We start from the raw sequence: 12,900 nt of genomic DNA on the forward strand, positions 1-12,900 counted from the left end.
AACTAAAGGATCATCAAAATATATAAGGATATCTTTATACCATTGACAAATTGCTCTTGATAATTCCTTACTGGCAAAATTAAAATCTAAGAGTCACGCACAACCAGCGGTACAATATCTTGCAATCTGCTGGGGCTATACACCACTTTTTTCGAATAAGTGTTCGCACTTTATCATAAGACAGCAATAGACCTTACGATTAATAGATACTGGTGCCATAAAACATTAAAAATATCCATCGAATTATGCTCCTTTTTCGTTTATGTAATCATGAATTTCAGACACTAAAAAATTTGCCACGTACAATCCCCATATAGTGACAATATTATCGTCATTTATTATTTTCGCTATTAAACTCTATATGTAGTGCAGTAGTAACATCTCGAAACTATGTACTTACTGAAATTTCATAACTTTAAATAACTTATTACTACAAAGTTCATTATTGCCCAATATGTATCATTACTTTTCCTATACCGCCAATACTTTGAACGTATTAGCTTTTGAATCGTAGATAAAAAAGGTTGGCCCTTCAACACTTTGAGCGAAGAGCCCTTAATCTATCTTTAAATTGACGTTTTATTCCTTGTTTTCTTTTTCATTTTTCCGCTTGATTTTTTCCTTTATTACTAACTCAACTAATTCTTCCCTATCTCTATTTTTCGTTTGTTTATACGCTTGATGTGTTGTTATAGCCGCTCCTGCTGCAATGATCCCATTAGCAATCCCACTAACTGTAAACCCTAGAGTAAATCCACTTGCAAGAACTCCAACAAATAACAAATCCAAACAATTAACCAATCTGCCACTTTTGGTGTTCGCTTTAAGGCGTATCCAATAATCATAAGAGCTGGAACTACAACTGCCAATTGCTCGCTAATCTCCACTTGTGAGAGTAAATCTGTTACCATATCAAATCACCACCCTCTTTTTGCTAGTTTATTCTTAATAGATAATAGAGGGAACTGCATTTGTTTATTCTTTTAAAAAATGAGAAATATTGTATTGCAAACATTAGTGTTTATACAATATATCTTAGTTTAAACGCCCAGACATTCTCATTATTATTGCATAAGATAAAAGAGATAATGTGTGTAAACTGATAAACCTAACCGAGGTGATGATAAGATGAGTAAAAAGAAAGATAACTTACCAACTCCTTTTAATGAACAAACCAATAGCAGATTTCCTTAAATCTATCGACGGCTTTTTTAAAGAAGCCTTTCGTAATTTTCATTTCGTAGGAGGTTTTCCAGTACATCAGTACGAAACCAATAGCCACTATATCATCGAAGCACAGCTACCTGGTGTAAAAAAAGATCAAATTAATCTAGATATCTATAGTAATCATCTAAAAATTAGTGTTCACAATTCAGAAATTATTGAAGAAAAAGATGATATTTCTCAAAGTTACCACAGTACAAAATCCTATCAAAAAGCAGAGAGAATTATCATGTTGCCATTTTATATTTCCGAAAGAGATGTGAAAGCTTCTTACCGTGATGGCTCTTAAAAATTACATTACCTAATAAAGAAGAACGATTGAAATCGAATAATGACTACTAGGGAGTGATTACGATGTTTTTCAGAAATCAAAGCCACCAATTCCCTTACCCACACCAACAACAAATGCACCCCTATCAATACCAAAATCACCATTACTATCCTTATGGTCAGGGACCCTATTATCCACCTATGCCCTATCCTGGCCAACAAGTGCAGGGACAGGGACAGGTGCAACAACAACAGCAACCAAACCAATCTCAGCCAGTAAATCCACAAATGGGGATGTTTACTGGTCCAGATGGATCTTTTGATTTCCAAAAAGCAGTAAACCAATTTGACCAAATGATAAAAACAGTAAACCAAGTAAGTCCGATCATGAAACAGATTAGCGCTTTATTTCCACAAAAAAAATAAAAAAAAATTAAGAAAAGCGCAAGCGCCCTGCTTAGCCCCGACAAAAGCTACTGACCTCGTTCACAACATGTGTTACTTCTAGAGTTACTACATGTAGCTTTGCCTCGAGGACCTACTGGACCACAGAGGCAGCATTTAAGTGAACGAAGGTTATTTGACCTCAAAGGGCTGGGTGGCTTGCGCTAGACAGTTATTACGTTGAAATTTTATACTTTCTTAAACTACAAAAAAAGCTTGGAAATCCAAGCTTTTTCTTAGTTAAACCCTAAATGTAGAGCTAGTAAAATTAATGTAATTGCTGGAAGTGAGCTTATAATTGCAAATCCTATAAACGTTAATCCCGTTATACGCAATTTTTCATGTCCTTCTAACTCAGCTACCGCCATGTTATATCTTTCTCCTAGCACCCCAGCTATCCCAATGATCCAAATAACGATAATAGCAATAAAATAGCTCATATACTGCTCCCTTCTAAAACATATCTAAAATAGCTATGACTATCAAAATAATCGGAATAACTTCAACAATAGCAATATAAACAAACATTTGCGTTTGTGCTTTTTCTACTGCTTGATAATCTTTTCTTTTCATTCCGTCAACAATTACAGTCATTGATCTTTTATAAACAAACAAAATTCCAAAAACACCTATAATTGAAGCTAATAATAATAATAAACCTGGATCCACAATGTTCCTCCTTATTCTTAATCATAAATGATCCTAAAAATTTTTTTTGCTCACTTTCTATGTTAAAATTTAACTAGAAAAAAAGCAAACCAAAGATGGAGTTGACCCTAAGTGAACAAAACAATAAATCTTTTACAAAGCCACGTTTCAATCAGAGAATTTAAAGATGTCGAGCTCTCAGAGGAACAAATAACTACCATTATCCAAAGTGCCCAAATGGCTCCGACTTCAAGCTTTATGCAAGCCTATAGTATTATCGGTATTACAAATAAAGAAACGAAACAAAAGCTAGCTGAACTTGCCGGGAATCAACCTTATGTAGCAAAAATGGCCATTTTTTTGTATTTTGCGCTGATTTTAATCGCCATAAGCTTGGAGCAGAGCTAGAAGGATACAATGAGCCTTTGGCTACAGAAAGCACAGAAAAATTTCTGGTTGGAGCCGTTGATGCTGCATTAGCTGCTCAAAATGCTGTAATTGCTGCTGAGTCCATGGGGCTTGGGACTGTATACATTGGTGGTATTAGGAGTAATATCGAGGAAGTTAGTCAGCTTTTAAAGCTCCCAAAACACGTCATCCCAATTGTTGGACTAGCTGTAGGGTATCCTGACCAAGAGCCGAGCATAAAGCCCCGGCTACCAATGGAAAATGTGTATCACAAAGACGAATATCAAGCGAATGATGATATAATGAAAACACAACTAAATCAATACAATCAGATTATTTCTACATATTACTCTGAAAGAACAAATGGGACTAGAAAAGATCGTTGGACAGAGCAAATGACTAAAATGTTGGCTACAGAAAGAAGAGTAACACTAAAAAGTTTTCTTGAACAAAAGGGTTATTTACAAAATAAATTTCGTAAATATTGAAAGGCCTAACTAAAATACTGGTTAGGCCCTTTTTTAATGAGTACCAATTAATTTATTTTCAGACGTACTTCCTGAAAAACAGATAAAGAAACTAGTTCCTTCATTACTCGTTTCAACGGAAATTTCTGCGTGATGCCTCGAAGCAATGCTATAGCAAATCGCCATTCCTAATCCGGTACCGTTTTCTTTTGTTGTAAAAAAAGGTGTCCCGATTTTATCTAGTACTTCTTTTTTGATGCCTGGACCTTCATCCTTAATCTGGAGTACAACTTGATTTAATTCATTTAAGAACGTTTTTATTGTTAACACTCCGCCATGCTTCATTGCTTCTAATCCGTTCAAACCAATATTTAAGATCAATTGCCTCATTTCTTTTTCATCAACGCTTACAGTAGGAATTTCCCCTAAATCCAATTGAACGATCTTCGAACTCATAATAGCCTCTGCCTGAAGTAATGGAAAAATTAGTTCGATGATTGCATTAAGACTTTCTACTTTTTTGTTAGTAGCTTTATCTTTAGCTAATGTTAAAACTCGGTAATAATTCCATTGGCTCGCTTAAGCTCTGATAACATTAAGTTAATATATTGCTCAGATAGTGGTGAGCCCAAATCATTTTTAGCAATTTGAAGAAAACCAATCACTGTCGTCATTGGGTTTCTAATCTCATGTGCAATACCGGCAGCCATTTCACCTACTAAATTTAAGTTATCTAACCTTGAGATTTCTTTTTCTAATTTTGTTCGCTCTGTAATATCGGTGATGACACTTAATACACAAGTCTCATCATTTATAAAGATCTTTTCTGTTGATAACAACCCTACTCTTACTTCGTTGTTCTTCGTAACATAATTTACCTTGACATTACTTAAGTCTCCCTGTAGGTCCATGGGAATATCACAATCTGCAGAAAAAATTTCTAAACCATTAGAGGAATTAATCTCTTCTAGATTGTATCCAGTTATGTCACACCAACTTTTGTTTACGTTGACATAACGACCATTAGTTAAGGACCGAATTGCTTTTAGGTTAGGGCTGAACTGAAAATTTTTTGGAAGCGCTCTTGAGTAACTTGAAGTTCATTATTACTTAGAATAAGTTCCTTTGTCTTGTCTTGAATAAGTTTTTCAAGATTATTATATTGATATTTTAACTCCAGTTGTTGTTCTGCTAATGTATTTTTTTGATACTCAAGTTGTTTCTGTTTTAAATAAATATGGACAAAAACGTCGACCTTACTTTTTAGTATGGTCCGATTAAACGGTTTAAAGATGTAATCAACAGCACCATTTAAATAGCCCTCTTTTATATGTTCATTTGCTTTGCTCAATGCCGTAATAAAAATAATTGGAATATGAGCAGAGGTTTTTCTCCCTTTAATTAACTTTGCCGTTTCAAATCCATTTAGCCCTGGCATTTGAACGTCTAACAAAATCACTGCAAACTCATTTTGTAATATATAACGCAATGCTTCTTCGCCTGAGTTAGCAAATACGAGTTCATATTTGCTATCAATTAAGGCTGCTTCTAAAGTTATTAGATTTTCAGGCCGATCATCGACCAGTAAGACTTTTGCTTTAGCTTGATCCATCAAATGCTCCCTCCTAGTTGGATATAATTGCTTAGGTTATCTCTTTTACATATAGCTTATTTGCATAATCTACATCAGAAAAAGCATTAAATGACATGATTGATTCCTGACTACCTAATCCTAAAAAGCCACCTTCACTTAAACTATCATAAAAAAGTTGAAAGACTCTTTCTTTTAATTCGTTATTAAAGTAAATCAACACATTTCTACAGAGAATGACATGAAACTCATTGAATGAGTGATCTGTTGCCAAATTATGCTGGGCAAATATAATATTCTTCTTTAATGCTGGTTCGATGATAACGTGATCTCCATCGACCTTGTAATATTTTGAAAATTCACGGGTACCACCGGCTTCTAGATAATTCCTAGTATAATGCTTCATATGATGTAAAGAAATGATTCCATCTTTTGCTTTTTCGAGAATATCTTCATTAATATCTGTTGCGTATATTCTTGTTTTTTCGTAAAGACCTTCTTCTAGCAATAGAATTGCTAATGAGTAAACTTCCTCTCCCGATGAACAACCAGCAATCCATATCCTAAGGACAGGTTGATTTTGCAGAGATGGTATGATATTCAAACGAAAAGACTGAAAAAAACTAGGGTCACGAAACATTTCCGTAACAGTTATTGAAAAATTATCTGTAAGTCTTTTCATTAAGTTCGGTTCATAAAGTACTCTTCCCTGATATTCAGAAATAGATGATACTTTAACCTCTCTAGCACTATACAAAATACGCCTTTTTATCGATTCGTAAGCATAGTTTCGAAAATCATAACCATACTGTCGATAAATTGCTTCTAGAAATAAAGAAACTTCTATTTTTTCAATTCGATCTTTTGCTGAAGTGTCTTCCATAGGACTTCTCCTCCTGTTACTTATAAAGCCACACTTTCATTAGTGACAATAGTTGTTCCATTTTTACAGGTTTACTAATATAATCAGAAGCTCCAGCACTAATACATTTTTGTCGATCCGCTTTCATTGCTTTTGCTGTTAGGGCAATGATCGGTATATCCTTCAAATTTTCATTATTTCGAATTTCTACCATTGCCTCATACCCATTCATTTTTGGCATCATGATATCCATAAGAATAATATCCACCTTAGAAGCAGCTAAAATGTCCATTGCTTCAAAACCATTCTCAGCGTATAATACATTCATTTTCTCCATTTCTAGTGCACTAGTTAAGGCAAATACATTGCGCATGTCATCATCTACAATTAACACTTTGATATTTTCGAATTCTTCAGCTTCACTAGTATCAAAATCAATGTTGTCCTCTGGCAAGACTTCCTCTTCTAGAGTTGCAGCAACCAATAGATTTTCAAGAGTTGGCTTTTCTTCAATAAGATCAGGTAAGTGTAATGAAAAACTGCTACCTACCCCTTCTTCACTACTTACTTCAATATAACCACCAAGTAATTGAGATAACTCCCTACTTATCGATAGCCCTAAACCCGTCCCTCCATAATTTCGTGAAGTGGTTCCGTCTACTTGGCTGAAAGCTTCAAAAATACTTTGGTGTTTATCCTTTGGAATTCCAATTCCAGTATCGGTAACTATGAAACTAATCTTTGAATTCGAATTTCCTGGTTCTATTTTTAAGAGAACTTTTCCGGTGTTTGTAAATTTAATGGCGTTTGACAGTAAATTTTTTAATATCTGTTTTATTCTTTGATCATCAGTAAAAAGAATTTCTGGTGTTTGATGATCAATGACGATTTCGAAATCTAAACCTTTTTTTCTAGCAAGTGGCTCAAATTGTCTATGGACAAAAGCCTTTATTTCACTAATTTCTACCTCTTCAGGAAAGATATCTAATTTTCCTGATTCAACCTTCGATAAATCTAAGATATCATTAATTAAATTTAGCAGATCCTTCCCAGAAGTGTGAATCGTTTTCGCATACTCAATTTGTTTTTCGGATAGATTACACTCATTGTTCTCTGAGAGAATTTCCGATAAAATCAACATGCTGTTAAGTGGCGTTCTTAGTTCATGTGACATATTTGCTAAAAATTCTGTTTTATATTTTGAACTAAGCAATACCTCTCTGTTTTTCTGTTCAAGATTACTTTTAATTATTTCAAGCTCTTTCGTTTTTTCTTCTGATCGAATATTTTCTTTGTATAAGTCTTCATTAATCGTTTTTAGTTCCTCTTGCTGCTGTTGTAATTCTTCTGATTGTGCTTGCAGCTCTTCCGTTAAGGACTGTGATTCTGTCAATAGTCTTTCAATCTCCATATGATATTGAATGCGATCTAGGTTAGGACCAATAGAATTACAAACTTGTTCGAGCAGTCTTCTCTCTAACGAAGTAAATTGATCAAATTTAGCTAATTCGAGAATCCCTAGAACTTCACCCTCGAATTGAATCGGAAGAATGATGATAGATGTTGGCGTAGCTCCACCCAGGCCGGATTTTGTTTCAATATAACCTGCCGGAAGGTTATCTAAAAGAATTACCTTATTATTCACTGCACACTGTCCAACTAAGCCTTCACCTTTATGTATAATTAATTCCCCTAAATTCTCTTTACTAACAGCATAAGAAGCTGCCCTCTTAAACCGATTATCGTGCTTAAAGTAGAATACACCGTAAGTTGCCTCAACAGTAAGAGCAACTTTAGAAATAAATATATTACTAAACGTATTTAACTTTTGCGCACCTTGGAAACTATTTGTTAACTCTGCATATTTAGTTTTCACCCAATTTTCTTCTTGGAGGGAGTTTTTTAATTCTTTTTCACTGATTGCAAAATGTTCTAGGGCATCCGCCATTTCATTATAAGCTTCTGCGACTTCGTCAAATTCATTATTCACTTTTTTGGCTATTCTAGGAATACTCTCAAATGAGTGTTTAGGAATTTTAACCATAATGTCCCGTACAGTATTTAAGCTAATCGAAAAGCTACGTATTACTGAAGCTGTGATCATAATAACTAGCAAAAAACTAGAAGAAATTAATATCAGAAATAGTATTATGGTACCCTGGTAGGTTTGAAGCGATTCAGCCAATAACATGTCCATTAAATTTTCTTCAGCTACTGTTAGCTGATTAATTCCAGCAATTAAATTCGTTCTCACTTCTGCGTTTTCTACTAATATTAAATGCTTTGCTTTTTCGTAACTACCTGTCTTAACATATTCTAAGGCCATTTGGATATTTGCGTTAAGCTCATTATTTAGATTTTCTAATTCAAGTAGGAATTTTTTTTGCTCTTCTTCATCAGACACAAGCATTTTTTTCTGCTCAAATAACATGATCGATTCATAGGTTAATTGACGAATTTCCTCTTCTCCAAGAAGCGGCACTTCACCTTTTTCGTGAATAAAATATTCCCTAATAACTCGCGCTTTGGTTTCCGCATTATACTTTAATTCATTGGCTAAATTTACGCGTTCAAAATTATTATAAACAATAAATTCCATGTTCACTTTTTGAAGGTTTAGAGTATAGAGAACAATTGAGCAAATCAATACTAAGATTACAAGAATGGTACCAAATCCAACATATAATTTCGTTTTTAATTTCATAGTATTACCTTTCATATGTGCGATTATTTTTACAAAAAATGTATCAGACGCTAAAATTTTACAAGAACTCCTTTGATTCTACTATAATTTTACTACAGTTACTAGCAATTATTACTAAATTTTACTACTCTAGTGAGAATTCATAATTACCTTAATCACGCTATCTCAAACTAAATGAAGTTGCGAATCGCTTTTGGCAACTTCATTTAAAATAGTTAACACTACTAATTTTTAAAACGGTCTTTTCTAAAGGCTCTTTTCTATAACATTGCTCCTGCGGTTACTCGTCGCACAAAAAACTTGTTGCTTTTTAACCTAAAATAATTGGAAAACTTCCTTAGATGAAGATATCACCGAATACAATAGGTAAGAAAAGAGCAGTGCTTACTAATAAGTAGTGATATCTTTCGATTTTTACAAAAGCAACAAACTTTACGAAAACAGCCTTTTAAAAATAAAAAAGAGACTAACCTTTGGATAAAGGAAGTCTCTTTAATAGTACTATAAGGATGTTGTATTTTCTTTCGTGCGCATCGCTTCTGGAATATATACACAGAACGGTTCACTTTCTAAATAGTCACCAGTTACTGCATATGTCCTAGATCTAGAACCACCGCATACAAATTTAAATTCACAAACACCGCATTTACCTTTATAGAGGTCTGGATTACGGAGCTCTTTCAATACTGGAGACTCTCGATAAATTTCTTTCAAAGGCTTCTCTCTGACATTTCCTACTACAATTGGTAGTAAACCACTTGGCATAACATCGCCAGTATGTGAAACGAAAATAAAGCCATTTCCATCGTTTACTCCTTTTGGTGCCCGTTTTAAGCCGTCAATAAGATAAGCTGTATCAGTTATTGAATCTTCATAACGAATATCACCTTTATCTACAAGCTTTTCTCTTGTCTTTTGTTGAATAACGACCCGCCGATAGTGTTGTGCTGCTGTCGTTTTAATATCGTAAGGAGCTGTTTTCCCTAGTTCATAAAGCCAACGAAATACCTTTTCGTGTTCAGCAGGGGTTAAGCAAGCATCCATTTGCCCTCTTCCTGTAGGAACAAGGAGGAAGATATACCACATAACTGCTTTTAACTCCCCAACTAACTCGGCCATTTTCTCAAGTGAATCATAATTATAACGAGAGATAACTGTATTGATTTGCAATGGCATATTTAATTCATTTAAATACTTAATCTTTTCAACTGTTAAATCAAATGATCCTGGAGTTCCTCGAAAATGATCGTGAATTTCTGGTGTTGGACCATCAAGGCTAATCCCCCAGCGGGAAAGACCAACATTTTTTGCTTTTTCCATTGCTTCTTTCGTTACATTGTCAGTAGCACTCGGAGTCATTGATACACGCATACCTTTTTTCACTGCATATTCCGAAAGTTCAAAGAGGTCTTTTCGCATCATACAGTCTCCACCTGTAAATACGAGCATTGGATTATTCATTTCATATATTTCATCAATAAGTTTAATTCCTTCTTCATGGCTCAATTCATTTGGATCTGGTTTCGTTTGTGCGTCAGCTCGACAGTGAACGCATTTTAATTCACAAGCACGTGTAACCTCCCAAATAACAATAAAAGGATCTTGATCGTAATCAATTTGTGCGCCCATTCCCCCTGGATGCCCCATCCCCATTCCTTTTGGATGTCCCCCTGGATGTCCCATTCCTTTTGGATGTTCCATTTTATGCATCTTCATCACCAAACTTTTTTTGTATTTTTTACTACTTGTAAGTATAGCTTTATTTTAAAACGATTAGATGAGAGAAATTTGTAGATTTGTTACAAACTAAGAACAATTAGGTAATCTTTACTGAGTACAACTTCGATTAATACCAAAAATAACTTTGTAAAGTTGTTTTCAAAAGGCCTCTTTATGTTTTTAGATTATTACTATTTGAAATGATTAACTGTGAAAAAAATCACATTTATACGTAGCTAAACCCATTTCTCATCATAAACCCATATGTTATCAAGCTTTTAAGGTTTCGAACATTTTATGAACATTATTTATTACCTCTTTCTGAAAGAACATTGTTTCTCTTGCTACGATTCCTAAATTTCAATCAAGATTTAAATCTATTTACAAATCCTAAAAGTTTTTGGAAATATGAAAAAGGAAATAAAAGCTCCTTAAAGCTCTTATCTCCTCTTTTAGTTACTATATTTTTTTTTCACTCTGTTCATCAGTTTTAAGTAGTCTGTGTCCGATCCAATGTCATAACGGTCGCCTGCAATACACATTCCAATGCAGTTTTCCTCCGCTAGCAAATCCTTAATTGCATCCGTTAATTGTATTTCTCCTCCGACCCCTTGTTCTAATTTTTCTAAGTAAGTAAAAATTGTCGGGTTAAATATATAACGCCCTGTAACAGCCAAGTCAGACGGTGGGGAATTTTCAGGCTTTTCGACGATATCAGTGATTTGATATTGACGTCCTTTCAGTTTTTCCCCTTTGATCACACCATAATTTTTTAACAATTCAGGTTTTACTTTTTGTAGTCCAATGACCGAGGAGTGATGTTCATTGTAGGTCTCGATAAGTTGGGCTAATGCTACCTTTCTTCTACAAAGAAAAATATCATCTGGTAGGATAACGGCAAACGGCTCATTTTTCACAAACAACTTTCCTAATGCAACTGCATCGCCTAGACCCTCAGCATAAGGTTGACGGATATATTGAATGTGGATATTCGGGATTGATGCTTTTTCTAATAGATGGAGCTTATTCGTTTTCTCTAGAAATGTCTCTAGTTCTAATGAGCGATCAAAGTAATCCAATATCATATTTTTGTTTCTGGATACAACAATTAGTATTTCTTCAATTCCTGCATCAACAGCTTCCTCAACAATGTATTGAATTGCAGGTTTCCCTCCTATCGGAAACATTTCTTTAGGAAGAACTTTCGTAATAGGTAAATTTCTCGTACCATAACCCGCTGCTGGAATAATTGCTTTTTTCACCTTCTTCATTTAATTCAATCCCTTCTGTTAATGCACTCAATATATAAATTATTCACAGCTTGGTTTGGACGTAAGTTGTCCCTCTGAAACTCCGCTACTTTCTTATATACAGTCTGCCTTCTAGCATAATCAGTACCATCAAGTAACTAGTTTTTTTCACTCAAGGTACCTCTTACTCTTGTTGGAAAGCAGTGCAAACATTACTTAATAAATATTCATGAAATCAGGGAGTGTAAATTTCCTTATAAATTGGACTTTCTCCCTCCATATTAAAGTTTAGAATTAAACGCCGTTACGGTTTTACAAATAAGAACATCTATTATTATTAAGTAAAAGTATAGATACAATTTCTGATCGAAGATACCTTTTGAAAATAAAAAACATCCTGACACTTAATGTTTCAGGACAATGTTTGGACAGGTAACTTATGAGATTATTAGCAAAGGAGGTAAATTTTATGAAAGATGATTTCAAAAAAATAAAAGTATATAAGGGAAATGGCAAAGTGAAATATGATAACCCAACGTCGTACACATTTATAGGAAGGGGGTACACTGGAGCTGTTTTTAAGTTGTCATCAAAAAAATGTGTGAAAATATTTGCTAATGAAAAAGATGTCAAGTATGAATTAGAAGCGTTGGAACTTGGACAACATACATCAGTAATTCCTAAGCTTTATGAAGTTGGTCAAAATTACATTGTCATGGAATATATTAGTGGCGTAGATTTACACACGTATCTCTTAGAACAACAATTCTTATCTGATCAGATTGCTGAACATATCCTTTTTTGTTTAATGGAGCTAAAACGTTTGGGCTTCCCTAGATTAGATGTTAGACTTCGCCATTTTCTATTTACAAAAAGTAATACACTTAAAGTTATTGACCACGCTTACGCTCTTAGAAAACAAGTAAAAAAACCAGAAAAATTATTTAAAAATTTAAAACAATTAGGACTATTAGAGGACTTTTTTAGTTATGCAAAAAGAGTTGACCCTGTAATTTATAATGAATGGAAAAAGTAAGTAGGCACTTGGACAATACGTTATCTTTATATGACGCAGTTTATCCGCTTACTAATAAGACGAGTTCGTAAGCATTCTAATTCCTATTTATACTCCTAAAAAATAATCCTACACCAGTACCCCTCCCATTTGAAGCTTTGACAATTCTAAACTCACCAACATACCATTTTCGAACGAGCACTCATAGTTCCTATAATCATTCCTTAAACAAAAATACTGTCAACATTCATCCAACAACATAGTATGAAATATGATATGTATGGAGTGACGACAATGA

At 34.1% G+C, this 12,900-nt stretch carries 12 protein-coding genes and 2 pseudogenes; 4 read left to right on the forward strand and 10 right to left on the reverse strand.

Translation table 11 applies throughout. The features are described from left to right. Nucleotides 1–579: 579 nt before the first annotated feature. Nucleotides 580–911: pseudogene (locus H1D32_RS25695) on the reverse strand (phage holin family protein). Between the two features lie 254 nt (nt 912–1,165). Between H1D32_RS25695 and H1D32_RS23615 the strand changes: the two are divergent. Continuing rightward, complete coding sequence (locus H1D32_RS23615; protein WP_261180647.1) at nt 1,166–1,513, forward strand: Hsp20/alpha crystallin family protein; 348 nt, start codon at nt 1,166–1,168, stop codon at nt 1,511–1,513. Between the two features lie 65 nt (nt 1,514–1,578). Beyond that, nucleotides 1,579–1,920: a YppG family protein gene (locus H1D32_RS23620; RefSeq protein WP_261180648.1), complete on the forward strand. Its 342-nt coding sequence runs from the start codon at nt 1,579–1,581 to the stop codon at nt 1,918–1,920. A gap of 254 nt (nt 1,921–2,174) precedes the next feature. Here the strand turns inward: H1D32_RS23620 and H1D32_RS23625 are convergent, their stop codons facing one another. Together H1D32_RS23625 and H1D32_RS23630 are read right to left on the reverse strand one after the other, a co-directional pair. Then, nucleotides 2,175–2,378 (reverse strand): hypothetical protein, encoded by a 204-nt coding sequence (locus H1D32_RS23625; RefSeq protein WP_261180649.1) that lies wholly within the window; start codon nt 2,376–2,378, stop codon nt 2,175–2,177. Nucleotides 2,379–2,391: 13 nt separating this feature from the next. Further along, complete coding sequence (locus H1D32_RS23630; RefSeq protein ID WP_261180650.1) at nt 2,392–2,607, reverse strand: hypothetical protein; 216 nt, start codon at nt 2,605–2,607, stop codon at nt 2,392–2,394. Between the two features lie 111 nt (nt 2,608–2,718). Between H1D32_RS23630 and nfsA the strand changes: the two are divergent. Then, nucleotides 2,719–3,482, forward strand: a pseudogene (gene nfsA / locus H1D32_RS23635) (oxygen-insensitive NADPH nitroreductase). Between the two features lie 33 nt (nt 3,483–3,515). Here the strand turns inward: nfsA and H1D32_RS23640 are convergent. From H1D32_RS23640 to H1D32_RS23670, 7 genes are all read right to left on the reverse strand, one after another. Continuing rightward, nucleotides 3,516–3,917, reverse strand: a complete 402-nt coding sequence (locus tag H1D32_RS23640; RefSeq protein WP_261180651.1) for an ATP-binding protein — start codon at nt 3,915–3,917, stop codon at nt 3,516–3,518. Between the two features lie 92 nt (nt 3,918–4,009). Then, the gene (locus tag H1D32_RS23645; protein WP_314733497.1) at nt 4,010–4,501 is read right to left on the reverse strand and encodes a histidine kinase dimerization/phospho-acceptor domain-containing protein; all 492 of its coding nucleotides are present in this window, start codon (nt 4,499–4,501) and stop codon (nt 4,010–4,012) included. Nucleotides 4,502–4,506: 5 nt separating this feature from the next. Beyond that, nucleotides 4,507–5,073, reverse strand: coding sequence for a response regulator (locus H1D32_RS23650; RefSeq protein WP_261180652.1), 567 nt, complete (start codon nt 5,071–5,073; stop codon nt 4,507–4,509). 31 nt (nt 5,074–5,104) lie between these two features. Next, nucleotides 5,105–5,935 carry a CheR family methyltransferase gene (locus H1D32_RS23655; protein ID WP_261180653.1) on the reverse strand — a complete coding sequence of 277 codons (831 nt, stop codon included), beginning with the start codon at nt 5,933–5,935 and terminating at the stop codon, nt 5,105–5,107. A gap of 16 nt (nt 5,936–5,951) precedes the next feature. Next, nucleotides 5,952–8,618, reverse strand: coding sequence for an ATP-binding protein (locus H1D32_RS23660; RefSeq protein ID WP_261180654.1), 2,667 nt, complete (start codon nt 8,616–8,618; stop codon nt 5,952–5,954). Nucleotides 8,619–9,119: 501 nt separating this feature from the next. After that, on the reverse strand, nt 9,120–10,271 hold the full coding sequence (locus tag H1D32_RS23665; RefSeq protein ID WP_261180756.1) for a TIGR04053 family radical SAM/SPASM domain-containing protein: 1,152 nt from the start codon (nt 10,269–10,271) through the stop codon (nt 9,120–9,122). Between the two features lie 518 nt (nt 10,272–10,789). Beyond that, nucleotides 10,790–11,608 carry a UTP--glucose-1-phosphate uridylyltransferase gene (locus H1D32_RS23670; protein ID WP_261180655.1) on the reverse strand — a complete coding sequence of 273 codons (819 nt, stop codon included), beginning with the start codon at nt 11,606–11,608 and terminating at the stop codon, nt 10,790–10,792. A gap of 448 nt (nt 11,609–12,056) precedes the next feature. Between H1D32_RS23670 and H1D32_RS23675 the strand changes: the two genes are divergently transcribed. Beyond that, entirely contained in the window at nt 12,057–12,623 is a 567-nt protein-coding gene (locus tag H1D32_RS23675) for an AarF/UbiB family protein (RefSeq protein ID WP_261180656.1), read from the forward strand. Nucleotides 12,624–12,900: the final 277 nt, after the last annotated feature.

Origin of the sequence: Anaerobacillus sp. CMMVII, assembly GCF_025377685.1 — a bacterium.
Lineage (GTDB): Bacteria > Bacillota > Bacilli > Bacillales > Anaerobacillaceae > Anaerobacillus.